Source organism: Paenibacillus sp. FSL H3-0457, from assembly GCF_037981725.1.
GTDB classification, from domain to species: Bacteria; Bacillota; Bacilli; order Paenibacillales; family Paenibacillaceae; genus Paenibacillus; species Paenibacillus amylolyticus.
In genome coordinates this window covers 863,295-885,936 of sequence record NZ_CP150283.1, presented here as the reverse complement: position 1 = coordinate 885,936, position 22,642 = coordinate 863,295, and the positions used below count along the sequence as shown (strand labels likewise).

The window sequence follows — 22,642 nt, the reverse complement described above, 5'->3', positions numbered from 1 at the left end:
ACTTCCGTTAATGTTGCTCTAATCTTTCGTCTTACCTATATCTATGCATCAGGAATTCCGTCTCATGCCAAAGCCTTTAACTCCTATCATATCATCAAATGTAAAGATGTCCTAGCCTTTGACACTCCCACCCCTAAAGGGGCAAGATCACTAAAGTGATTGGGATTCTTAGCTAAGCTTAACGTCCTCATTTCATTTCTGCTTTGGACAGATGCTAAGATTAGGGTATGCCATTACCCCTCCTAAGACAGTGCATATAGCATCTTAGGCTGATTGACTGTTACCGCCAATCACAGTTGCGTAGCGAATATTCATCGCCCCAACGATATCACGATGTCTCTTGAATCCACATGGGCACGTATATCTTCTATCTTGCGCCTTGTTCTTTTTTGAACACTCTGGACAGGTTTGACTTGAATATGCAGGGTTCACATATTCCACTTTGATCCCTGCCATGTTTGCTTTGTATTCAATGAATTGTGCCAAACGGTAGAATGACCATGTGTGTAGATTCTTTTCGTTTTTACGACTTGTTCTTGTCGTCTGCCTAATATTCGTTAGTTGCTCTAAGCGAATGACAGAAGTCTTATTTTCGACTGCGAAATTAACGATTTCACGACTGACTTTGTGGTCTTTGTCTTTCATCCATCGTTGTTCTTTATCATCTAACTTGCGAATAGCGTTCACTTTCTTTTGTTTTCCTAGTTTTTGACGAACACTACGAAACTTCCGTTTCTTGTATTTGTTTTCTCGCCCATTCCCAAAGAATCGAGCGTGATCATTATCTGTGATGGCTACGGCAGGGACTTTCAGCCCTAAATCAATGCCCAAAATCCGCATACCCGTTTTTTCAGTTATTGGCATGGTGACAGCAATTTGGGCTATCCACTTACCTGAGCTTTTCGTGACACGGAGCGTACCAAGTTTATGCTTCAAAAGGTCAACGTTTCGATGGTCCTTGTCGATGAACAATGCACGAATTTTTAAACGCTTAGATTTTCCTTCTACCATGAATGGAATGGAAATGTGCGTGAAGTCAAGAGAATAGTTTTGGTTATTCCATACGCAAATCGGTTTCTTTAGGATCGGTATGATTGCGTATTTACTTTTCTTAACTTTGTTAGAGAAGACACTATTCGCATCTTTAATCGCTTGATTTTTTACTGCACTTGGTAGATTAGCAGGAATGTCTTTTGTTGTCTTCTTCAACCTTTTCTTTTCTTCTACCATCTCGGCCACGAGTGTATTAACAACTCGGATATATTCATGACTACTTTGTTGCAATAGTTGGATCTGCTCTTTAGTCGGCAGCAGCTTTACCTTAACCGTTAGGGTCTGAGACAGTTACTTCACCCCCTTGTCTTTTGTTGTTCAACATAACGCTTGATGGTCTCACTTGATACATTTCCAGCGGTAGAAACAAAATAGGAACGTGTCCACAAACTGGGCAAATGCAGAAGGTGTGGAAACTCTTCTCGTAGTTTTTTTGATGTGACTCCTTTTATTTTTGCCATGATATCAGCAGGGCTTAATGTTGGAAGTGCATTGAGAAACATATGTGTATGGTCTTTGTCGCACTCCATGGCAACAATCACAATTTTAAGCTCTGCACATACCTCATGCACCAGTTCCTTGAAGCGCTGTTCTACCTCTAATTTGAGAAATATCTTTCTTCTGTATCGTGGGCAGAACACAAAATGATAGTTCAACAAAGATACGGTTGTGTTTGTTCTTCTATATTCATTCATATCTATATTGTATCAGTTTAATAGATGAATTGAAACAAACTAAAAAAATTAAGAAGGCAGACATTTCGGATACTTGAAGCATCACAATAGTGATACTCCGTATCCGACCTCACTTTCATCCCACATCTAAAGAATTGGGCTTTCTCGTTCGGGAATTCTGTAATCTATAAGTATATTTTTTCATATACGTACCTACTAAACCATCCATTACCCAATAAACCTCACGCACCGATCCTGAATCTTCCCCACTACCTTTTATGTAAAATAGTCTCATTAATCAACCATTCTGCCCGCTTGGACAGGAATTAGTCTTCGATTTCGATGATCTTCATATGATTATGACATAGATATGCTACAAATTTACAAATCTTAAGATGAAAAGATAAATAACATAAACCTTTTTCCAATATAGTTTTAGTGAACCCTCGACTTAGCACTACATCATACCCTTGAAGGAGATGTGTAAATGAAAAAAATCGTGTTAATGCTCCTGGTCTCACTTATGGCATGTATTCCTTGGGTCACCGTTGTTGAAGCAGCAGAAATCAATCATGATCAGGTTGTCGGATTTCAGGAAGTCACACCAGTCACCGTGATGCAACAAGCAGCCAAGCGTTTTCAGCCGTTTTTGAAGGTCTATCATGGATGCGTGCCTTTTCCCGCAGTGGATCAACAGGGCAATACCAGCGCTGGCTTGAATACGTCCGGGTCATCGAATGGGAACTGTAGCTCAAATACAGGGCAGATCTACTCCCGCTCCGCATGGCACAATGGGGTGTGGGCTATCATGTATTCGTGGTATTTCCCCAAAGACTCCCCTTCCTCTGGACTCGGCCATCGTCATGATTGGGAAGGAATCGTCGTGTGGGTCGATAATCCGGCAGCTGCCAATTCCAAAACCCTCTCTATCGCATATTCCGGTCACGGCCAGTTTACCAAAGTTACACCTAGCAATAACAATACACAAGGTAACCATCCGTTGATTTCCTATAATAGTACCTGGCCGCTGAACCATGAGCTTGGCGTTACTAATGCTGTGGGTGGAACTCAGCCTTTGATCGGATGGGACGATCTGACTTCTGCGGCACGAAATGCACTCAACACAACAAACTTCGGTAGCGCCAACGTGCCTTTCAACGATAACAATTTTACCAACAATTTAAATAAGGCCTGGTTCAGATAAAAAAAATCCCCTTCAAGTGGCAGCTCACTTGAGGGGGATTTCGTTATGAAGTTATTGTAGTATCCCGGATACCTGTATCACTTCTTCAGCCAACTTCAAAATCCAATTTTTCTACCTGCACGCAGCTGTTTATACCAGAAATAGACGGTGCAGCCTACACAATAACCCAGCAGCGCCGCGCTTGTAGCCGCGAGAAGCATGACGGAGAATACATAACCTGTGGCTACCCAGCCAAGCGAGAACGAGATGAGTGCCAGAGACAGGAAGAGCACGGCCAGAATATTGTTGAATCGCTGCAGCTCCACCGCCTGCGTCTCTGTACCTTTAGCAGTCAACACAGCTTTCCCAATCTGCACAAACAGATTAAGCTTGCCACTGGAAGCCAGACCAACCACCTGAATGACCCACAGCACGCCCAGAACTACCAGAGGATTGAACACAAACGAGAGCAAAACAAACAATACAATACCAACCTGATTTGCTTTCACATAGCGCATAGGTACTTCCCGCATCTGTATATCTCCTTATCCCCATTTTATTAGTTGGTTTTATTGTAGTCGGTATTGGGTTAATGAGCAACACTTCATTTAAGGGGAGTAAAATCTCTTTTCAGCACGTCCCAATGGGGAGTCGGGGTGCCTGTTGTCTTTTTCCAATCGTTAAATGCATTATTTAACGCCTCAATCTCTCCAAAAGAACCCGCGACCAGCTTATGAACCGGAAGCATGCTATAGATCTTCAACAGAAGGTACAACATCCGTTGATGCTTGCGGATCATTTTAGCCTGAATCTCCGGTATAATCGTTATGCCCATAGCCTCAAGTACGCTAAAGCCTTCATCCATCGCCCCAATCATATGTTGGATTTGCTTTCTATTCCCGTCCAACTTGATCAACTCACGCTCCTCATTAAAGCTCACCGCATTAAGCATCAGAATGGGGATGATATGGCTTTTCAGCCAGGCATCAATATCGCTCAGAACATTTAACTTGTATTTCACATGTTGGAAAGCTTGGTCCAGCAAAGGTTTAAAGCCTATCTCTCCGTCCAGACTACCGATTACCATTTGTCCGTTGCCTCCACCGACCGATAACATGCGGTCCTTTTCCCGCTTCCCTGCACTCACATGGAATCCAAACGCGACCTGTTTTGCTACCCTGCTGTTTTCCTCCAAAAAGTTTTGCATGCTTCTTGCATCTGCGTTGTTTCCCACAATCACAATATTGCTGCTCTGATTGTCTGCCAGGACAGGTAACACTGAAGGAAAATCGTTATATTTCATGACAACAAAAATCAGATCATATTGGTCATCCACTTCCAACGTTCTGGCTACCCGAACCTGATCAACTGTCGTTTTGAATTGAAAAATATGCCGGATGACGATTCCATCCTTCTCCAGCTCCTCTGCCCGCTTCCCTCTAGCCAGAATAGTAACATCATTGCCGCCGCGCACCAGAACCTGTGCCAGTTGACTGCCCAAAACACCTGCACCATACACTAATATCTTCATTGGTTATCCCTCAATTTCATAGTTTATAAATAATCGTTGTTTTATGAACATTTGTTGATAAAATAAGAGTAACAAAGCACCTACTGTGCTTCAATCGTTAAAATATCCGTTTTTGTTGAATAATCAACGAATGATTCCTTATTGTTGAAAACCATCATAGGAGGGGCCATGGACAGACGAGTACTTAAGACACGAAAGGCGATAATCGAAGCTTTTGTGGGGTTACTGGAGGAACAGGAATTCGAGCAAATTACGATAAACGATATTGCTGATCGGGCTAATGTAAACCGAGGAACCATCTATTTGCATTACGCAGACAAGTTCGACCTGTTGGATCAATGCATTGAGACCTATTTGCAGCGGTTGTTGGATGCCTGTATGTTCGAAAGCCCTACTACAACACCCGTTACGGCCAAGGATGCGCTGCTCCGAACCTTCAGTTATCTGGAACAACATGCCTCTACCTATACCACACTTCTAACCAAAAAAGGTATTCCAGCGTTCCGTAGTAAGTTGATGACATTGTTGGTCCAGGGAGTACAGGATCAAATGGATGCTTGTGGAATCCAGGAAGGTATGAAAAAAGAGATTACCATACAGTTTCTTGCTTCCGCTGCGGTCGGTATCCTGGAGTGGTGGATTATGAATTCCATGCCTTATCCGGCCGAGGAGATCGTTGACCAATTAATAAATTTACTGGAGCTACATCTGCAATTGCACGCACCCATTAATGGATAAACTAATCCTCGCTCAAGTGATCTACAACAAACAAAAACCACGTCCTGAGGACGTGGCTTCGTTTTTTTGGCAAACCGATCAGATCGCTCCGCGAACACGCATCGCGGCCAGTGAAGAGAGTTATTATAGGTTAACAGAAATACATATTCTTCAGGCTCTAATTATGCAACGAAGCTTTCTTGGGTCTAAAAATGATAAAACTGATCGCGGCCAAAATCCAGACTCCGATACCGCCATAGAGCATCACCAAACCAAAGCCGTGCACAAGAGCTGCATGGACGATTGCTCCGGCTGTATCCAGAGAGGTAATATTTAGTAAATCCAACTGGAGAGATGATGTGTTGCCGCCAGCTATTTTTTCCGCCAAAGACCTCAATTGCACTTCATCAATGGTCCCAGATAGCACATCCTTCAGATAAGACAAGATACCTTCCTGCAAAATATATCCCATCAATGCGATATTGATAGCTAGGCTGATTAATCTGGCACTCGTGTCTATGCCGGAAGCCATGCCTGAACGAGTGCTCGGAACCGAGCCGGTGGTCGTGTTGGTTACAGGCGTGTTGGTTAAGCCAAGCCCTATACCAGCCAATAGGGAACCGGGGAGCATGGTCAACCAACTAGCATGATCGCTACTGCTGCCTAATTTCATCCATAAGAAGCCGGTTCCGATAATAAACAGACCCATTGGGATGATTATGCGCGACTGATAGCGAAGCGAAAGACGCTCTGCTAGTGGAGGGATTACCAAGGTGGGCAGTGTATAAGCCAAGAGAGACAACCCTGCTGGCACAATGCCGTAACCAAGACCACTCTGGAAATAAATCGGCAGATAGATCATGAACGGCCAGAAACTGAAATTCATTCCGATGGAGCCTAAAAGAGCGCCAGAAAAATTTCGTATCCTGAATACGGAAAAATCGAACATCGGATGGGTGCTGAGTTTTTCTGCAAACCAAAAAATAGTGAAGCATATTGCGGTTGCAACAAGGATACTGATGGCCGTCGCGCTGGTAAAGCCGAGTTCAGGCCCTTGCGTGATAAAGTATACTAGCCCAAAAACCGTCAACGATAGCGTGATGATGCCGATGATGTCCAGCTTTTTCGCCTGCGGATCTCTGGAATCCTCCACACCGGCTATAACCAAGATCAACGTGAGGATGGTCAGTGGGACGTGGACTAGGAAAACCCAATGCCAGTTCGAAAACGACACGATCATCCCCCCGATGATGGGTCCAAAACCAAGACCGATGCCGAACACGATACCCCATACGCCAAAAGCTTTACTCCGTTCTTTTCCTTCCCGAAACTGTTGCGAAAGAATTGCTATCTGGCAGATGAGCATCGCGCCAGCACCCACGCCTTGAAGAAATCGGCTGACGATCAGAACTATCGTGCTTTGCGCCAAGCCACAAATCAAGGATGTAATACCGAACAAGATGAGACTGACAATAAAAATACGCTTCCTTCCATACCGGTCAGCCAGCGTTCCAACAGCCATCAGAACAGTTGTACTAGCAATGGTGTAGGCACTCATAATCCATTGCATATCCTTGAGATTTCCATGCAATACCTTTTCCAGTGTTGGCAGTATCACTGGCACACTGGAAATTTCGAGTCCGAACATTAGCGTGGACAAACATATAGCAGCTAATGCGATTATATTTTTGACCTTATCCATTCGTGCCTTAAAATCTTCTGTACCTACCTTATTGGAGTCGTGTTTACTCAATGATGCCATCCTCTCTCTCCTTTTTCATATATAATCATTTCATTGCTGTAGATTATTTTATAATTAAAGTCATTGATTTTACATATCACATTCAAACGCATATAATTAAAATGCAAATTAATTAAAGAAGTTTTGTACAAAACGCCTTAAATTTAAAGGAGGAAATTGAAAATGGATCATGTAGACAAACAAATCCTCTTATATCTTCAAAATCAGGCAAGGATTTCAATGACTGAGCTGGGTAAAAGCGTGGGGTTATCTCAACCTGCTGTAACGGAACGAGTTAAAAGAATGGAAGAAAGCGGAGTTATTCAGGAGTATCGCACCGTCATCTCTCCTGAAAAAATCGGAAAGCATACGGCAGCCTATATGTTGTTTCGGACTAGAGACTGTCTGGCATTTCTTGATTTTGTCCATGCATCTCCCCATGTTGCCGAGTGTCACCGTATAAGCGGCGAACACAGTTACTTATTAAAGATTGTTACCGAATCCACACGAGCTCTCGAAGAGTTTAGTAATCAGTGTGACAAGTATGGAACCTATACGAGCCTGATTGTCATGTCTTCACCGATCGATCACAGACTTCTCATTCATTCTCTCCCTAATTAACTCAGATAAAAGAAAAATATAGATTCCCTCTCACCTCATATACATATACAAAAAGGAATTTGCCTTCAGGCTAATGAATAGCCTTAGGGAAAATTCCTTTGATGTGGGATGACTCATTCAACTTTCACAGATCGTAGAAAATTTAATCATTATCCGAATCAATTTGGATGAGCTTGCGCGGTTCTTGTTCTTTTCCACCGTACCAGACCAAAACAGCGGCGAACAAATTCAGTGTACTTGGGCGTACACCTCAATGAATACCACGGACTAAGCCAAGGTTCGTTAGATGAGCCCCTCCATAACGAAAAAAAGCCATCACATGAGGTGATGACTTTTTTCGTTATGGAGCCTAGGCGGATCGAACCCCTGACCGCATCGCTGGCAGCGATGCGCTCACCCATGAGCGCTAAGGCCCTTTTCAAGAAGAAGCTTCAACTTCGGCCTTATCTTCATTGCATCTTTCCAGCAAAATCTGGATCTGGCGCTCCATCCACTGCCCTAACAACGGATGTGGAAGAAACGTCTCACCGCTATACGCGTAATTCAATTCCTTAAGTCGACCCGGGATAACGTTCCTCGTGAAATAACCGGCACTCAAAAACAGCGGCGCCACAATGACTCGGTTCCCCCGCTCTTCGCTCCAGTACTTCACTTTGTCGTACACACTCTCCGGATTCAGCAATGCATAATCCGTATGGGCTACATCACTAACTTCCTGCACACGCTCTGCAAGGGAAGAAATTCCGGCTTCCCAACGCTCGCGAAAACCATCATGAATACTCCCATGGCCAACCAGCAGAATCGTTTCTTCCTCCGGTTGCTGCGACAGTACTCGGACTTTGTCCCACACCATCACGGCAATATCCGGATCGTTATCCACCGGATAACCGAAGTGAACCCGAGCCTTTACATCGAACGGTTCCAGATCCGTTTCGCGATCAGGTGTTTCCTTTGCACCAATGGCATATTCAATTTCATCCACATGTGTACTCCCGGACGAAACAAATAGAGGTACGACCAGAATATCGGTTACGCCTTGTGCTTCCAGTCGGTCGATACCGTCCTGGATCAGGCGTCCTTCCACAAGTTCAAGAAAACCGGCTTCAACCGGTAATGGAACAGGCAGATTCAACCGGGAGATCGCGTCATCGACGGATTCCACCCAGGTCTGCTCCTGTGAACCGTGACTGATGATGAGTACACCCGGCTTCTTCATGTTAGCGTCCCAGGCGTTCCAGCGTCATTTTATAACCATCATTACCGTAATTCAGGCAGCGTTTCACACGTGAAATTGTAGCTGTACTCGCACCTGTCTCTGCTTCAATCTGGTTATACGTATTGCCTTTACCCAACATACGAGCCACTTCCAGCCGCTGGGACATGGATTGGATCTCGTTAACTGTGCAGAGGTCATCAAAGAAAACATAACACTCTTCAATATCTTTTAGCGTCAAAATAGCCTCGAATAGTTGTTCAATGCTTTTATCATTTAGCTTTTTCAGCTGCATTTCATCATCATCCCCTAGCGGTTACTGTGTACCTACATTGTACTCACCCTGAGTTGGTATTTCAAGCGTTACCGATTTCACGCACTACAGAATAAAAATACATGTTACCGCTTACAAAAGGTACTATTGTCCTCCCCTCGCGTACATCGGGCGAAATTTCCGCGCTTTTTCCCAGTTTTCACCTGTATATATCCGATTACTTATGTAGGATTTCAATCCTTCTAAATGTGACAATTTTGTGTCTAAACTGCATTTTACTCTTCGTGAACCTGCCATCTTACATGCGCCCAAATCCGCAAATATCCCGTTTTCCAGGATACCCGCCTACGCCGTCTCTCCGCGAATGACATACAGTATAACAAATGGGAGTTCCACAAGGGTCTATGATGTACATCTGTCATGCAACTCATGGAACGCAATTCCGAAATCCAACATAGAAGGAACGTGATCGTTCATGCCACAGCATTATTATCACCGCCAGCCAGCACCAGGGCAGCGTCCGTCTTCTCATGCTCATCGGCAGGCACATACTTCTGCCTATATGCCGCCCGGTGTGGTTCCGCGGTCTTTGAATGAAACCCAGATCCAACCGATGTATCCTGGAGTAGAGCCCCATTACCCGGGCTTTGGTGAAGTCGAAGCTTCTGCAGTCGTACCCTATGGGCAAGGTGTGGCTGGCGGGAACTTTTATGGAGGTGCAGCTCAGGTTCTTCCCCCAGCTCCGGTACCGGCGCCTGCTACTGGCAGTTCCGGCTTTTCATTAGCCAACATCGGTGAGTTAAAGGGAATGATCGACCGCTTCGGGGGTATTGATGGAATCATGACTGGAATAGGCAAAATGCAAAAGGTCGTCGGTGGTATCCAGCAGATGGCTCCGATGATGAAACTCGTTATGGGCATTCTGCCTTTTGGAAAAGGAAAAACGGATAACAGCGCGGCCGATGCAGACTATGAAGAATATAAGCCGTCCCGAAAACGCAAAAACAAACGTCGGAACAAAACAACGAATGCTACACGTCGCCGCAATCCAACTCCAGTCCGTCGCAAATCCAATTCCACAAAGCGCCGTCCCAAAAGTCGCAAAGGTTAAAAAAAATTCAGGCACCCCTTTATAGAAGGCGGGTGCCTTAACACCGTTCATCCGTATACAAATAAATTTCAGGAACTTACGTTCTTATTTCTGTAATTTGAGGTATACTGGATAGTAACTAAAGGAGGCGGACCATGGAACTTATCAAAGACAAATACACTCCCGCATTAATCGATCGGACCGGCGAACAGATGCGTCAATTCTACCCTAAGCTGGATACACAGCAATTTCATGAATTGGTTTTCGCCGAAGGCTGGGAACAGTTGGAATTTAAAGCGCGCATTCGCAGAATCACACTGGCTTTGACCCAGGTACTGCCGGACAATTATGAGGAAGCATTACATATTATCGAACAAGCCGCCCCGACGATGAGAGGCGTTGAATATCTGTTTGTACCGGATTTTATCGAAGTGAACGGACTTGACCCAGAGGATTACGAGTTATCCATGAAGTATCTGACCCTCTTCACACCTTATTCCAGCTCGGAGTTCGCGGTACGCCCGTTTATTGAACATTATCCAATCCAAACGATGAAACATATGATGGCGTGGGCAGAGAGCAACAACGAGCATATCCGCAGACTTGCCAGTGAGGGCAGCCGGCCACGTTTGCCATGGGGTGCGAAACTCCAGAACTTTATCACTGATCCAACACCTGTACTTCCGATTCTGCATGCATTGAAACAGGACGAGTCCCTCTATGTTCGCAAAAGTGTCGCCAATCATCTGAATGACATCTCCAAGGACCACCCTGAACTGGTTATGGATCTGGCCACGACCTGGTACGGACAACATGCACACACAGACTGGATTGTCCGGCATGCCAGCAGGTCATTACTGAAGAAAGGACATAGCAAAGCACTGAGTCTTTTTGGTTATAACGAGCAGGATTCGATTCACATTGAGCAGCTTCAGCTTGTCCAGGATACGATTAGCATTGGCGAGGATCTCCATTTTTCGTTCGATGTCGTTAATGAGAGCGGCGAGTCCCAGATGCTGCGAATTGAATATGAGATGGGTTATATGAAGGCAAACGGCAAGCAGGCCCCCAAACGGTTCAAATGCTCCGATAAAATGTACCCGACAGGCAGAACCAAGGTAGCCACCAAACAATCCTTCAAAGTCATCACAACGAGAAAATATTATGCCGGTCTGCATACGCTTACCATTCTTGTGAATGGCAAAGAAGCAGCTACAACTTCTTTTGTTCTTGAAATGGAGTAAAAGGAAGTCATCATAAGTTATACACAGCTTGTTGAAGCGGAATAGTTATTCACATGTGGATACATTTTTTCAAAACTTCTAATAGAAGAATCAGAAAGGCCACCTGGCAAACATCATCTCCCGACATTTATTACTGCCCGAGATCATGGCCCAGTGGCCTTCTTCATATGTAGTTCAAACTGCAATTCCCCTTACCCACCCTCACCGCTATCCAAAGACCTGCATATGGTCGTAACAATTAGAAAGATACACGATACATCCATGCTGCGCATTCTTGTAACAATATTGGGCTAAATGATGATATGGGTTAGACATGGCCCAGCGTCTACCAGGTTTCCAACTTCCCGTTGGTGGGTTATGCTCGCTTCATTTGGATAGGGTTACCGACGCAGTTTTATTCCTCGATTAAGTCTATGGTCCAGTTCTTCTCCTGAATTTTAAAATCCAGTTCCCGGTAGGATTTCGAAAGGCTATCCACTTTTTGTTGAATATCTGCTATGTTCACGGTTCGCTCATACTTCACTTCAGAACGACTGTACCGATCCTGGCGAATGGACGCATGCTGCAAAACCTCGTTAAACGATGCTCTTTCTTGCATGATTCCATCCCGCTCTGCAAGGGCATCAGCAAGCGTAACTCCAGCTGTGAAGTCAGTCTGTGCATTGGTCTTATTAATTTTCTTAACCAATACCGTCAGGCTCCGGATCGTATTCTCCAGGTCAATCATAAGCAACTGTGGGTCCTCTGCTGGCTGTTCACCTTCCTGAACTTTAACTACGCGTTCCAGACGTTGCTTGAGCTGAGCTATCTTCTTCTGCTCATCTGCACGCAGTACAAGAGCCTCTGCCAATCTCATCGTATCCCATCCTTCCACAATGATATGTATGGATAATTCATCCAGAATCTATTCACATATCGTTATATTTTACCTGTGGATACACGTTATTACAAGTTTTTGTTACTAACATCTGATTACACTGGTTCTCACTTAAACCAGCCCCGTTTTACAAACCAGGCGACCATGCTTCCGCCAAGCACAAACATCAACAGCAGCACCGCCCCATACCCAAACTTCCATTGAAGCTCAGGCATATAGGCAAAGTTCATGCCATAAATACCCGCGATCAGTGTAAGCGGCATAAATACAGTCGTAATCACCGTGAGTGTCTTCATGATCTGATTCATCCGGTTGGAGTTCAGGGAAATATAACTATCGCGCAGGTCAGCAGTCATCTCCCGATCGGCTTCAATCATGTCCGTCAGCTTCAATAAATGGTCATAGATATCGGTAAAATAAGCCGTATGTTCACCTGTTCGCTGTACATGCTGGGAGTTCACCACCCGATAGAGCAGATCCCGCATCGGTACTACGGTTCTTCTAAGCTTCAGCAATCGAGTCCGCAGATCAAACACCTGGTTCATCAAGTCTTCAACCGATTCTTGTCCACCCCGGTTCTCCAGTTCAGCCAGTTCATCCTCAATGGCAAATAGAGACGGAAAATAATGATCGACCAGCTTGTCCATCACCGTATAGGCTGCTGCCACCGGACCTCGCGCCCAGATGGTTCGTTCATGTGCATGGTGCAACAAGCGCTCCCACGCTTCATCTACTTCCTCCAAAACTCCATGATGAAAAGACACTAGGAAGTTTGATCCGAGAAACAAGTCAACCTCCTCGGCTTCAAGTGTGGACGGGTTCAGTGCATGTAGTACAAGAAACTGCAGATTATCATAATAATCAAGCTTTGGCCGCTGCAATACATGCAGACAGTCCTCAATAGCTAAAGGGTGAAAATGAAAATATGTATCCAGCAAACGGCTTTCCTCTTCCGTTGGCTGGTTAAAATCGGCCCATACCCAGGCGTAATCGTTCAGATCCAGCTGTGTAAGTGGTACGTTAACGGAGACTTGATGTTCTCGTGTAATGGCGAGTGTACGAATCATAAATTAGACCACGTCCTTGTCCTGTATCTTTACGTCATTGTACAACTTTAACCATAGGTACGTCTCCCACGTGTCCAAAATATCCACAGACGCATTCAAACTCGACAACAAAAAAAGCCAACCCTGTTGGCTTCTCTCATTTCCCTATCCACAGTTCCCTGTATCCACAGGAATATCTTCTTTTGGTTTATCATTCCACGGATGGCTATCCACATATCCAGCCTGTCCACACGTTCATGCACAGGCGTCTCTTGATTTTGGTTGTATAATTGTCCACATATCCCGATATTCACACAGTTATGAACAGATGGTCTGGTAACCCCGAATTCGTTCGGGATAACTTCTCTTTTTAGAAAATAATCCAGTAGAGCAATCCTGCCAGTCCCGCAGTAATCGGAATCGTAATGAACCACGTAATAATGATACGTCCAGCAAGTCCCCATTTCACCGCAGAGAAACGTTTCGCGGAACCCACACCCAGAATAGCTGAGGTGATCGCGTGCGTTGTACTAACTGGAAGGTGAAGCAACGTTGCTGTGAAAATAACGGAAGCAGCTGAAATATCCGCAGCAAAACCATTAATCGGTTCAATTTTAAAGATTTTGGTACCCATCGTTTTGATGATTTTCCAACCACCGATGGACGTACCCAGAGCCATCGCTGTTGCCGCTGAAATTTTAACCCACAGCGGAACATCCAGATTATCCTGCACACCTGCTGCAACCAGAGCAAAGGTAATAATACCCATCGCTTTCTGTGCATCATTCGTACCATGCGTGAATGCTTGCAGTGCTGCCGTGAAAATCTGTACCGTACGGAAACCTTTGTTCACGTTATGCGGACTGCGTTTGGCGAAAATATATTTGAGAATCGTCATGACCACATAACCGATGGCAAACGCGATCAGAGGTGATAATAGCAAACCTCCAACGATATCAATGAATCCGCTCCATTTCACTTTATCAGATCCTGCGCCAACGAGCACGGCACCTGCAAGGGCTCCAATAAGTGCATGTGATGAGGAAGACGGAATACCAAACCACCATGTAACCAGGTTCCAGATAATCGCTGATATCAAGGTGACTATGACGACCTCTATTCCGTTATCCAGCGTGGTGGGGTCGGTCACACTCCCCCCAATCGTCTTCGCAACACCTGTGAACATCATCGCACCGACAAAGTTCATCACCGCTGCCATAAGAATAGCTCGACGCGGCGTCAGTGCTCGGGTTGAGACCGAAGTCGCAATGGCATTGGCCGTGTCATGAAAACCGTTGATGAAGTCAAACGCCAGTGCAAGGAAGACGACTATACCCAATACCCAAATCGTTGTTTCCATTATTCTCTGGCTCCTTAAGAATTACGCATAATGATGGATTCAAGCACGTTCGCTACGTCTTCACAAGCATCCGTTGTTGTCTCAAGACGTTCGTAAATTTCCTTACGCTTGATCAGTTCAATCGGATCAGACACGGTAGCGAAGAGATGTTTGATACACATGCGCAGCACTTCATCGCCTTGGTTTTCCAGATCATTCAAACGAATGGTATACTCACGGATCGCGAGCAATTTTTTCTGGGACAGCAGATGGATCGCCTTCTGAATTTCGTAAGCCGATTGGCGCAAAATTTCAGCAAACTGTATGACGAACTCATCATCTGGATCTGTCAGTTGGTACATATAGAAACGGGAAGCCGTTGCTTCGAGTCCGTCCAATACGTCATCAAGTGTTGTTGTCAGCTCCATAATATCATCGCGTTCAATCGGCGTGATAAATGTTTTGTTGAGTTCTGTAATGATCGTATGCACGTAATCATCACATTTCGACTCGTACTTCTTCATTTCATTAGCAAAAAGAGTCACATCCTGAAGGTTGGAAACATGCTGGGAGAAATAATCTGCCGCTTGAACAACCGTATCTGCCATATTCTCCAGTGTCTCAAAAAATATATCCTTCTTCTTCTTAAGCTTCATAGCTCTATCCCCTTTACGAGAAAAATTGCCGACAACCGATGAAACATGAAATGACAACCTTTGATATCTTATCATATTTGTTTCATGGTTTGTACAAAAGGTGTGATCCTTTTTTATATTCTTATCACATTAATCTGAAATGAATCTTAATTATTTGGAATAATGGTAAATTCAAGTCAAGATTTTACACTGCGTTTACAATTCGACATCAAAATTCAAAATCGACACGATTCTACTTTTCACGCTAAGGACAAATATAATGCCTTTTCGACGACAAAATGAATACATGTTTCATTGTTTTCTTTCATTACATCCTTTTATTGCTGCGCAGCCAGCTTCACATGACTGGAAAATTCCGGTTGATTGGGAACAATGCTGATAAAGGTTTTACCCGGTACAAGAGCAACTTCACTGCCACCTTGAACAAACCGGATAATATCCCCCTGCTTCTTCACCCACTGCCCACGAATCATCTTGCCCTTCTGAAAAAGCATGGCTTCCCCGCCCTGTTCCAAATTAACGGACAACCGACCTACATTATCGAGCACCTTGTGATCTGCACCTGCCACAATGATGTTTGCTGCACCAAGTTGAGTCCCATTATCCAGATCCTGATCTGCCTTGCCATTCACCATTCTCATATATCGTCCGCTAACTTCATCATAATCATACGTCACCCGGTAACTATCCAATAAATAATGGATATCAAATTGCTTCACTGCCTCTCCTGCGGATGTCGCGCCTTCTTCGTTATAATTGTATACCGGCGACTTGAAATCATGGCTGTAACCCTTGATGTCTGACCCTTCTCTCAGCTTGTCCGCTGAAGTATACAGATTATGTGGGGCTTTACGATCCGAGGAACGCCAGAAGTAAGGTCCACCATTCGAGATTTCATCCATATGCTGTTTCTGCTGCCTTTGCAAAATGGAATACGCCTCCGGACTGCCTCCGGCGTGAACAAGTACCCCATCATAACTCTCGCCGAGCTCAATTAGATATGGACGTATACTGCGAACGGGTCCAACCGTCTCCGCACCGCCTCCACTCTGGAAGATGGCTATGAAACGGGTAATGCCTCCCTCAGCGAGAACTTCAAGAATGATATCGGCTGAACTTAGACCCGATTGGGGCCGAGCTGCGGGTGCATTATTAATCATTACGGCGAGTGGTCGACGCGTAATCGCTTCATCTACAGGCATACCCGTCAGAGGTGCTGTATAGAGAGACGTGTTGGTTTCCTCCACGTGTTCTTCTTGTACAGGTGCAGGTGTCGGTTCTGGCTGAACTGGCATCTGCGCCACCTCCTGGTTTTGGCAGGCAACAAGACTTAATGAGAGAATAAACAGAGATGCAGCCGATGCTGCTTTGTTCCATTTAAAAAGCTTCAATATAGGACCTCCTGAACGATATGGCCTGGTTCTAAGTTGTGATATATGTCTCATGTGGGCAACCATTTCACGTATTTCTTTCCATTTAATCACACCCCATCCGATTTGTCTGCGCCTAGAAGGCCTTGATACAGCTTGAAATTCACATTTGAAACAGCGATTTGCGAGAAAAATATGTCCTAAATGTGAACTTCTCAAACCTTACTTAAAATTTGAACTAGATTGTGATTTTAATCACAAACAAAACAACTTTTGAACTATACAATAAAGACATCAAAGGTGATCACTTAGAAAAACAAAAACAACACACACTAGATTCCATGAAGGAGTGGTTCATATGTTCAGCACAAACCAATGGCTTAGAGAAAACAAAGTAGCAATGTGGATTTTGACAGTACTTCGGGTGTATATCGGTTATGATTGGATGACTCACGGATGGAGCAAATTGACTGGCGGATTCCAAGCTGGCGGGTTCTTGGCCGGTGCGGTAGAAAAAGCAACAGGTGATCATCCAGCAGTTCAAGCATGGTGGGCAACGTTCCTTGAGAAATTCGCAGTACCAAACGCAGGACTGTTCGACTTCGTTATCCCATTGGGTGAATTCCTTGTAGGTTTGGGTCTCATCCTCGGTTGCTTCACTACACTAGCAGCACTGATGGCTATGGTCATGAACTTCGCGTTCCTCTTCTCGGGAACAGTAAGCACGAATGCTCAACTGGTTGTAATGGAAATCTTCCTTGTCGTTGCTGGTGCAAATGCAGGTAAAATCGGTCTGGATCACTGGGTACTGCCTTACCTTCGCGGATTGTTCACTCGTAACAACAAAGGAAATCTTCCTAAAGACACACCAACGATTAGCCCTACTCAAAAAACAGCTTAAGCAATCATTCATAGAATTCTCGGCCCTGCTCCCAATCCCCCTGGAGAGCAGGGCTTTTTACTTTTCAAAATCAGCCTGAATGCCTGACTGACTTGCCCATCCACAGAAAATCGTATTATGATGAAATAAAGTTGAACTTCAAAGGAGTACACGATATGCCGACCCAGCGACGTCTCGAGACCGATGCGGACTTCCAGGAAGCCATGAATATGAAGTATAAGGTTCGAGTTTTTAAAGATAATCACCAGATTGACTCCGGTGGCATCATTATCCGTTTTGACAGCAACACCGTAGTGGTACAATCCAGTGTTAGTGAGCTCGCTTATCATTCGCGTACAGACTGTGAATTGTTCGAAATCCGCAAATAAAGATCTATTGCATGAATAAGTCCTCGTATTGAAAAAAGGTTACTGTAGCCCTTCAAGGGTGTACAGTAACCTTCTTTTGTTTATATATTGTAATTGTATGCATTAATACACGTTATGTTATCCGTACGAAACTGGCTTCAAGCACCATAATCAGGCTGTTGTCTGTTCCAAGTTACACGCCGTCTCCAAACTGCCAGCAGTTCAAACTGAGCGTTCCGTAAGGGTAAGACTGGAATAGACGCTTCGCTGATCGGGACATATCCGCTGTACCCATGGCATAGAACAAAGGTGCAATGTGTTCTGTACCATACGACGGAACCGCCGTACGTGCATGAGGGGCTTTTTTCTCATATTGAAACAGTTCTCTTGTGTTCCACTGCTGCAAGCGCTCCCCAATCCAGTTATCAAATTCAACCGCCCACTCTTGCGGTTCATCCGTATTGCCCAGCAATCGCAAATTGTGAACCGTTCCACCGCTGCCAATGATTAACACATCATCATGACGTAGCTGTTCCAGCATTCGGCCAATATCATACTGTTCCTGCGGCGTACGCAGCGAGTCTACAGATACAGCAATCACAGGTATGTTAGCCTCGGGATACATATGGAGCAACGGTACCCATACGCCATGATCCAGCCCTCGGCCTCGAATCGGCTGATGTGCCAGATTGCTGCGGGTGAACAAAGCACATATCTCGTTCGCTAAATCTGGCTGCCCAGATGCAGGGTATTCCATCGTATACATCGTAGAAGGAAATCCGTAAAAATCATGCAAGGTCTGATGTGTATCATCCATCGTCACGGACGGTTCAGGACAATCCCAATGCGCCGTAAATACGACAATGGCTTTCGGAGCCGGCAGCCTGTCTCCAAGCTGGTTCAAGAAGTGAGTGTAGTCATTGCTCTCCACCGCCAGAGCGGGAGAACCATGCGCAATGAAAAGTGCGGGTAATGTCATTGCTGCCAACCTCCAGACACGGATAGAATGCTTACTCCTCTATTTTACCCTTAAGAAGGCGCTTTTCCAAGCGGACATCCCAAACAGTTGTAATCCTGCCACTTATATCATCCAGTGCTGCCAATCCTGCTCGATCTTCTGACGTTCGCCAAGCCACTCTCTGGTACGCGTAATTAGCTGTTCCCGCTCTTTACCTGAAGAGAAGGTGTGATCGCCCTGGAAGATGATCTCCTTGTCACAGCGGCCCTCTTGGCGCATCCAGAATACCTTTTGATACAGGAATGCGTAGTCTACAGGAATAATCTCATCTGACGTGCCATGTACGACGAGTACATCTCCGCTAAACTTAACTGCTTCTTGGAATGGCTGTTGTTCAGCAAGAGACTCGAAAAACGTCGGTGTGAATTTGTATCCCAGATAATCAGCCGCACCCAGTTTCACGCCTTCATCGTATACTTCCCGTCCCGTAATCTTCACGATATCATTGAATGGATAACCCACGGAGGACCACATAACCAGGTTTTTGACACGTTTGTCACGTACAGCAGTTAGTAATGCAACGGCACCACCCAGACTATGACCAATCAGCGTAACACGCGTAGGATCTACATCACTGCAATTCACCGCGTAATCCAGCACCGAACGGGTCTGCAGCACCATGGATTCCAGTCCCTCCGCTCCGTACTCCCCACTGCTCTCTCCGCAACCGATATAATCGAAACGCAAGACCAGATAACCGTCTTCAGCCAGCTCCCGTGCAGTCTTTACAAACAAACGATCCACGCCAATCCGGCTACCAACGAAGCCGTGGCAGATGACCGCCAGAGGGACTCGCTGCTGACTCTTCTCCTCCTTGATATCTTTCACAACCGGATAATGAATCGTGGCTGTTAATTCTTCCTGTCCATGACGGATACTGATCTGACGTTCCATACCGATTTCCCCTTTCCACGCTTAGCCTGTTGAGCTTTATTTATTAAATATATATAATCCGATAAGTTTAGTGTGTATTAAGATGTTATTCATATATTATCATCCCGTAACCTTCAAGTCAACGTAAGTAAAAACCTTTCTACGTCGACTACCAATCTACATTTTATCGGATAATAAGCACAAAAAAATGAGCCACGCTGATGACAGCTGGCCCGGATATCATTTGGAATTCAAATCAAGTGTTACAGGATCGTTATTCGTAGCTTCTACGGAACATCTCGTGGGTCTCCACCCGTCCATTCCACTCATGCTCATGACCCGAATCACTATTGTCCCAGAAACTTCTTCCCTTCAAATTGCCATCTGTCAGTTCTTCTGCATACTCCGTATCCTCCAGGTTCTCTTCAAAGGATACAACCTCGTCCACGACTCCACGGGAGTTGCTGTTCAGTAGCAGCTTCCGCGTCAATTCTGTTTGTTTATCCATAACAAGCACACTCCAATCTTGGATTTCTGTTGGAAATGCTACTATTGTGATGGAATCGGCTGCTCTTTATGCATACTTCACACAATCGTTAGATCTGTGAGGCGTGAGGGTATTTTTTCACATGAACGGGGGAAAATAAACGAACAAACATAGGCAGCATATGCCTCGGAATCCTTCTGCCGAAAGGAATGAATTCATGGAACATCTACTGGAATGGATTCAACATCACGGTAAACTGGTACTGTTATGCACCTGTGTTATACTGGCCTGTGTATGGATATGGGTCCACCATGAGCAGCTTTTTTATAAGGAATGACTTTGCGAAACGAGAGCCCTTCCCGTATACTAAAATACCGTCAGGGTCTTCAGTCCATTGGAAGATCAGAACGTGTGTAGACAGGGGGAGCAATCATTGGGGATTTCCTATAAGAAGCTTAAAGAAATACAGAATCGGCAAATAACTGAGATGAGTCGAATGACACCTGAACATGTGAAATTGTATGACGAGATCAGCACAATTGCGCGTCATGCGCCAGCGGACGAGAGAACACAGGAAGAGTGGATACTCTCCGCAGGAAAAGCAATCGTACAGGCTCAGCGGGATAACAAATCCGCTCGCGAGTTATACGGACCTGATCTGGAACAAGACATCCATGCACAGCTCGGGATTACAAATACAGCACCGGAGAAGACGGCTGCCGTTGAGGTGGGTAAATCCAGCCCAACCCGTGGTAATAGTTCAACAGCTTCATCGAAAAAGAATGCCAACGCTGTAGAACCACAGCCAACTGAGAATCCAGAGCCTGTGAAACGGACACCAAAGTGGTATGCCATGATCGCTTGGGCGGCTTTGTCTTTTGTCATGTTGATTCAAGGATGTGTGGGATTGTTCGTGGGTTGGACTGGCGGAGATACGGAGCCGTTCCAACACATCAGTCTGTTCTCTCTGATCGTTGCGGCAGTTGGCGGTATCGCATTGGTGGAGATGCTTCGCCGTCTTGCTGAACGACCGGACGATGAAGGAGCGGACAAGAACACCGTACCTAAGGTTAACCTTAAGGGAATCATCATTTACATCGTCATCGTGGTCCTTGTGCTCTTTGTAGGGTATCCACTGCGTGATAAACTTCCGGTATTTGCACTGGCTCCGTGGGTGAGTGCAGTGATCGGAGTTGTGGGACTTGCAACGGTAAGGCCTTTATTTGGACAAAAGAAAACAGCATAACACGTATATAAGCGATTAAGGGGCTTCACGAATTCGTGAGGTCTTTTTCCATTTGGAGCTGGTTCCGATGTTTGATTCCTTTGCCCGGTGTCTCTCCAAACTCCCGCTTGAACATCCGGATAAAATAGTTCACTTCCATCCCTACGGTCTCTGCCGCCTCTCGCACACTTGCTCGTGGATGCTTGTCCATCCAGTCCGAAGCCTTCTGCAAACGTAATCGTTGCATATATTGATGCCCTGTCACGCCATAATGCTGGTGAAATAGTCGGTTGAGATGCTGCACCGAATAACCCACTGCGTCAGCAACATGCTTCAATAACAGATCGTCCTGATAGTGCGTATGCATCAATGCTACTGCTCGGATGAGTGCATCCTTGCTCGGATCGGTCTCCCGATTAGAGTGTTTTACAGCTACGTCACGGGCCATCGATGATCCAACACCTCCAATACCGACATCAGATGGAATTTTCGATTGTGCTATATCCAAAATAAGCTGGTAGATAAGGGTTGATGTGTTCCACATCTCCGTTGCTCCTTGATCCAGCGCGTGCCAGAGATTCGTCATGCGTGACCAGATGACTTCAAAACCAGAGATATGGCACGGTTCGTTCTGAAGCAAACCCGTGGATTGTAGTACCGATCCAGCCGATGTACCGCCAATACCGATATAACCCAGTTCCCCTTTGGATTTGGAATGAGGCACATACTCATGCGCAACCTCGGGTTCCACGATGAATACCTGCCCTGCTCCCATCGTCCATGTCCCTTTTCCCGGAACCCTGAACTGCCCTTCACCGCCGCCTGACAAAAACAACTGATACACCGGAAATCCATCCGGTCTATGCAGAACTTTCTCTTCCTGCGTGCCAACACAATACAGGTACAGCGGCAACCGGGAATCCGGCAGGCCCGTCAAACGAAATGCAAGCATTCCATCATTCCTTTCGGCTCATAGGCTTCTACATAAAGTGAACTAAAGATATTTACACTGTCCACTCCGTTTCATGTAAATGTTTAGTTCAATCTATATAGCCAACTTCCCTTTATTATCCAATAATTGGTTCAAATGCAACATTGGTCTAAGGAACCGTTCTGGCGACAAATTTTTTATCAAGTGAATTGCCGCGAGGATGTTAAGCGG

At 45.3% G+C, this 22,642-nt stretch carries 24 protein-coding genes and 1 tRNA gene; 8 read left to right on the top strand and 17 right to left on the bottom strand.

Annotated elements, in window-relative coordinates; genetic code table 11:
• Window positions 1-264 precede the first annotated feature (264 nt).
• The gene (locus tag MHH25_RS04080) at window positions 265-1,344 is read right to left on the bottom strand and encodes an RNA-guided endonuclease TnpB family protein (RefSeq protein ID WP_047840511.1); all 1,080 of its coding nucleotides are present in this window, start codon (window positions 1,342-1,344) and stop codon (window positions 265-267) included.
• 5 nt (window positions 1,345-1,349) lie between these two features.
• Entirely contained in the window at window positions 1,350-1,748 is a 399-nt protein-coding gene (tnpA, locus tag MHH25_RS04075; protein ID WP_047840510.1) for an IS200/IS605 family transposase, read from the bottom strand.
• A 466-nt stretch (window positions 1,749-2,214) separates the two neighbouring features.
• On the opposite strand from tnpA, the gene MHH25_RS04070 reads away from it, so the two are divergent.
• The gene (locus tag MHH25_RS04070) at window positions 2,215-2,931 is read left to right on the top strand and encodes an NPP1 family protein (RefSeq protein ID WP_340019225.1); all 717 of its coding nucleotides are present in this window, start codon (window positions 2,215-2,217) and stop codon (window positions 2,929-2,931) included.
• Between the two features lie 95 nt (window positions 2,932-3,026).
• Here the strand turns inward: MHH25_RS04070 and MHH25_RS04065 are convergent, their stop codons facing one another.
• Both MHH25_RS04065 and MHH25_RS04060 read right to left on the bottom strand, forming a co-directional pair.
• Entirely contained in the window at window positions 3,027-3,443 is a 417-nt protein-coding gene (locus MHH25_RS04065) for a DUF4395 domain-containing protein (RefSeq protein ID WP_340019224.1), read from the bottom strand.
• 71 nt (window positions 3,444-3,514) lie between these two features.
• Window positions 3,515-4,441, bottom strand: coding sequence for a 2-dehydropantoate 2-reductase N-terminal domain-containing protein (locus tag MHH25_RS04060; protein ID WP_340019223.1), 927 nt, complete (start codon window positions 4,439-4,441; stop codon window positions 3,515-3,517).
• Between the two features lie 168 nt (window positions 4,442-4,609).
• Here MHH25_RS04060 and MHH25_RS04055 point away from each other — a divergent pair, with 168 nt between their 5' ends.
• On the top strand, window positions 4,610-5,179 hold the full coding sequence (locus MHH25_RS04055; RefSeq protein ID WP_340019222.1) for a TetR/AcrR family transcriptional regulator C-terminal domain-containing protein: 570 nt from the start codon (window positions 4,610-4,612) through the stop codon (window positions 5,177-5,179).
• Window positions 5,180-5,336: 157 nt separating this feature from the next.
• Here the strand turns inward: MHH25_RS04055 and MHH25_RS04050 are convergent, their stop codons facing one another.
• Entirely contained in the window at window positions 5,337-6,920 is a 1,584-nt protein-coding gene (locus tag MHH25_RS04050; RefSeq protein WP_340019221.1) for an MFS transporter, read from the bottom strand.
• Window positions 6,921-7,082: 162 nt separating this feature from the next.
• On the opposite strand from MHH25_RS04050, the gene MHH25_RS04045 reads away from it, so the two are divergent.
• Window positions 7,083-7,520: an Lrp/AsnC family transcriptional regulator gene (locus MHH25_RS04045; protein WP_074093493.1), complete on the top strand. Its 438-nt coding sequence runs from the start codon at window positions 7,083-7,085 to the stop codon at window positions 7,518-7,520.
• A 343-nt stretch (window positions 7,521-7,863) separates the two neighbouring features.
• On the opposite strand, the gene MHH25_RS04040 is transcribed toward MHH25_RS04045, so the two are convergent.
• The 3 genes from MHH25_RS04040 to MHH25_RS04030 form a co-directional block, all read right to left on the bottom strand.
• Window positions 7,864-7,935, bottom strand: a tRNA-Gly gene (locus MHH25_RS04040).
• Between the two features lie 3 nt (window positions 7,936-7,938).
• Window positions 7,939-8,736: a CbiX/SirB N-terminal domain-containing protein gene (locus MHH25_RS04035; RefSeq protein ID WP_340019219.1), complete on the bottom strand. Its 798-nt coding sequence runs from the start codon at window positions 8,734-8,736 to the stop codon at window positions 7,939-7,941.
• 1 nt (window position 8,737) lies between these two features.
• Complete coding sequence (locus MHH25_RS04030) at window positions 8,738-9,028, bottom strand: YerC/YecD family TrpR-related protein (RefSeq protein WP_017690665.1); 291 nt, start codon at window positions 9,026-9,028, stop codon at window positions 8,738-8,740.
• A 454-nt stretch (window positions 9,029-9,482) separates the two neighbouring features.
• Here MHH25_RS04030 and MHH25_RS04025 point away from each other — a divergent pair, with 454 nt between their 5' ends.
• Together MHH25_RS04025 and MHH25_RS04020 are read left to right on the top strand one after the other, a co-directional pair.
• Window positions 9,483-10,118: a tyrosine protein kinase gene (locus MHH25_RS04025; RefSeq protein WP_340019218.1), complete on the top strand. Its 636-nt coding sequence runs from the start codon at window positions 9,483-9,485 to the stop codon at window positions 10,116-10,118.
• A gap of 134 nt (window positions 10,119-10,252) precedes the next feature.
• A complete protein-coding gene (locus tag MHH25_RS04020) occupies window positions 10,253-11,341 on the top strand; it encodes a DNA alkylation repair protein (RefSeq protein WP_339189855.1) in 1,089 nt (362 codons plus the stop codon).
• Between the two features lie 394 nt (window positions 11,342-11,735).
• Here MHH25_RS04020 and MHH25_RS04015 read toward each other — a convergent pair whose 3' ends face one another.
• The 5 genes from MHH25_RS04015 to MHH25_RS03995 all read right to left on the bottom strand — a co-directional run bounded on the left by MHH25_RS04015 (window position 11,736) and on the right by MHH25_RS03995 (window position 16,650).
• Window positions 11,736-12,197, bottom strand: a complete 462-nt coding sequence (locus MHH25_RS04015; protein WP_076329570.1) for a DIP1984 family protein — start codon at window positions 12,195-12,197, stop codon at window positions 11,736-11,738.
• Between the two features lie 128 nt (window positions 12,198-12,325).
• A complete protein-coding gene (gene corA, locus MHH25_RS04010; protein WP_036668386.1) occupies window positions 12,326-13,285 on the bottom strand; it encodes a magnesium/cobalt transporter CorA in 960 nt (319 codons plus the stop codon).
• A 349-nt stretch (window positions 13,286-13,634) separates the two neighbouring features.
• Window positions 13,635-14,624, bottom strand: a complete 990-nt coding sequence (locus tag MHH25_RS04005) for an inorganic phosphate transporter (RefSeq protein ID WP_036606054.1) — start codon at window positions 14,622-14,624, stop codon at window positions 13,635-13,637.
• 14 nt (window positions 14,625-14,638) lie between these two features.
• Window positions 14,639-15,259, bottom strand: a complete 621-nt coding sequence (locus MHH25_RS04000) for a DUF47 family protein (RefSeq protein ID WP_017690670.1) — start codon at window positions 15,257-15,259, stop codon at window positions 14,639-14,641.
• Between the two features lie 317 nt (window positions 15,260-15,576).
• Complete coding sequence (locus tag MHH25_RS03995; RefSeq protein WP_340019217.1) at window positions 15,577-16,650, bottom strand: DUF3048 domain-containing protein; 1,074 nt, start codon at window positions 16,648-16,650, stop codon at window positions 15,577-15,579.
• Window positions 16,651-16,987: 337 nt separating this feature from the next.
• Here MHH25_RS03995 and MHH25_RS03990 point away from each other — a divergent pair, with 337 nt between their 5' ends.
• Entirely contained in the window at window positions 16,988-17,530 is a 543-nt protein-coding gene (locus MHH25_RS03990; protein ID WP_036606056.1) for a DoxX family protein, read from the top strand.
• Between the two features lie 155 nt (window positions 17,531-17,685).
• Window positions 17,686-17,898, top strand: a complete 213-nt coding sequence (locus tag MHH25_RS03985; RefSeq protein WP_017690673.1) for a hypothetical protein — start codon at window positions 17,686-17,688, stop codon at window positions 17,896-17,898.
• 172 nt (window positions 17,899-18,070) lie between these two features.
• Here the strand turns inward: MHH25_RS03985 and MHH25_RS03980 are convergent, their stop codons facing one another.
• The 3 genes from MHH25_RS03980 to MHH25_RS03970 all read right to left on the bottom strand — a co-directional run bounded on the left by MHH25_RS03980 (window position 18,071) and on the right by MHH25_RS03970 (window position 20,276).
• Window positions 18,071-18,856, bottom strand: coding sequence for a class III extradiol ring-cleavage dioxygenase (locus tag MHH25_RS03980; protein ID WP_017690674.1), 786 nt, complete (start codon window positions 18,854-18,856; stop codon window positions 18,071-18,073).
• A gap of 102 nt (window positions 18,857-18,958) precedes the next feature.
• Window positions 18,959-19,789, bottom strand: a complete 831-nt coding sequence (locus MHH25_RS03975) for an alpha/beta fold hydrolase (protein ID WP_036606057.1) — start codon at window positions 19,787-19,789, stop codon at window positions 18,959-18,961.
• A gap of 253 nt (window positions 19,790-20,042) precedes the next feature.
• Window positions 20,043-20,276, bottom strand: a complete 234-nt coding sequence (locus MHH25_RS03970; protein WP_047840502.1) for a hypothetical protein — start codon at window positions 20,274-20,276, stop codon at window positions 20,043-20,045.
• A gap of 412 nt (window positions 20,277-20,688) precedes the next feature.
• On the opposite strand from MHH25_RS03970, the gene MHH25_RS03965 reads away from it, so the two are divergent.
• Window positions 20,689-21,501, top strand: a complete 813-nt coding sequence (locus tag MHH25_RS03965; RefSeq protein ID WP_100526322.1) for a DUF1129 family protein — start codon at window positions 20,689-20,691, stop codon at window positions 21,499-21,501.
• A gap of 25 nt (window positions 21,502-21,526) precedes the next feature.
• On the opposite strand, the gene MHH25_RS03960 is transcribed toward MHH25_RS03965, so the two are convergent.
• Window positions 21,527-22,432, bottom strand: a complete 906-nt coding sequence (locus MHH25_RS03960) for an AraC family transcriptional regulator (RefSeq protein WP_340019216.1) — start codon at window positions 22,430-22,432, stop codon at window positions 21,527-21,529.
• Window positions 22,433-22,642 lie beyond the last annotated feature (210 nt).

Coding starts and splice junctions, on each gene's coding strand:
- MHH25_RS03980 (WP_017690674.1), bottom strand. CDS start 18,856: ATGACATTACCCGCACTTTTCATTGCGCATGGTTCTCCCGCTCTGGCG.
- MHH25_RS04000 (WP_017690670.1), bottom strand. CDS start 15,259: ATGAAGCTTAAGAAGAAGAAGGATATATTTTTTGAGACACTGGAGAAT.
- MHH25_RS04060 (WP_340019223.1), bottom strand. CDS start 4,441: ATGAAGATATTAGTGTATGGTGCAGGTGTTTTGGGCAGTCAACTGGCA.
- MHH25_RS04020 (WP_339189855.1), top strand. CDS start 10,253: ATGGAACTTATCAAAGACAAATACACTCCCGCATTAATCGATCGGACC.
- MHH25_RS03975 (WP_036606057.1), bottom strand. CDS start 19,789: ATGGAACGTCAGATCAGTATCCGTCATGGACAGGAAGAATTAACAGCC.
- MHH25_RS04070 (WP_340019225.1), top strand. CDS start 2,215: ATGAAAAAAATCGTGTTAATGCTCCTGGTCTCACTTATGGCATGTATT.
- MHH25_RS03960 (WP_340019216.1), bottom strand. CDS start 22,432: ATGCTTGCATTTCGTTTGACGGGCCTGCCGGATTCCCGGTTGCCGCTG.
- corA (WP_036668386.1), bottom strand. CDS start 13,285: ATGATTCGTACACTCGCCATTACACGAGAACATCAAGTCTCCGTTAAC.
- MHH25_RS03990 (WP_036606056.1), top strand. CDS start 16,988: ATGTTCAGCACAAACCAATGGCTTAGAGAAAACAAAGTAGCAATGTGG.
- MHH25_RS04025 (WP_340019218.1), top strand. CDS start 9,483: ATGCCACAGCATTATTATCACCGCCAGCCAGCACCAGGGCAGCGTCCG.
- MHH25_RS04035 (WP_340019219.1), bottom strand. CDS start 8,736: ATGAAGAAGCCGGGTGTACTCATCATCAGTCACGGTTCACAGGAGCAG.
- MHH25_RS04015 (WP_076329570.1), bottom strand. CDS start 12,197: ATGAGATTGGCAGAGGCTCTTGTACTGCGTGCAGATGAGCAGAAGAAG.
- tnpA (WP_047840510.1), bottom strand. CDS start 1,748: ATGAATGAATATAGAAGAACAAACACAACCGTATCTTTGTTGAACTAT.
- MHH25_RS03985 (WP_017690673.1), top strand. CDS start 17,686: ATGCCGACCCAGCGACGTCTCGAGACCGATGCGGACTTCCAGGAAGCC.
- MHH25_RS04030 (WP_017690665.1), bottom strand. CDS start 9,028: ATGCAGCTGAAAAAGCTAAATGATAAAAGCATTGAACAACTATTCGAG.
- MHH25_RS03970 (WP_047840502.1), bottom strand. CDS start 20,276: ATGGATAAACAAACAGAATTGACGCGGAAGCTGCTACTGAACAGCAAC.
- MHH25_RS04045 (WP_074093493.1), top strand. CDS start 7,083: ATGGATCATGTAGACAAACAAATCCTCTTATATCTTCAAAATCAGGCA.
- MHH25_RS04050 (WP_340019221.1), bottom strand. CDS start 6,920: ATGGCATCATTGAGTAAACACGACTCCAATAAGGTAGGTACAGAAGAT.
- MHH25_RS04005 (WP_036606054.1), bottom strand. CDS start 14,624: ATGGAAACAACGATTTGGGTATTGGGTATAGTCGTCTTCCTTGCACTG.
- MHH25_RS04055 (WP_340019222.1), top strand. CDS start 4,610: ATGGACAGACGAGTACTTAAGACACGAAAGGCGATAATCGAAGCTTTT.
- MHH25_RS04065 (WP_340019224.1), bottom strand. CDS start 3,443: ATGCGGGAAGTACCTATGCGCTATGTGAAAGCAAATCAGGTTGGTATT.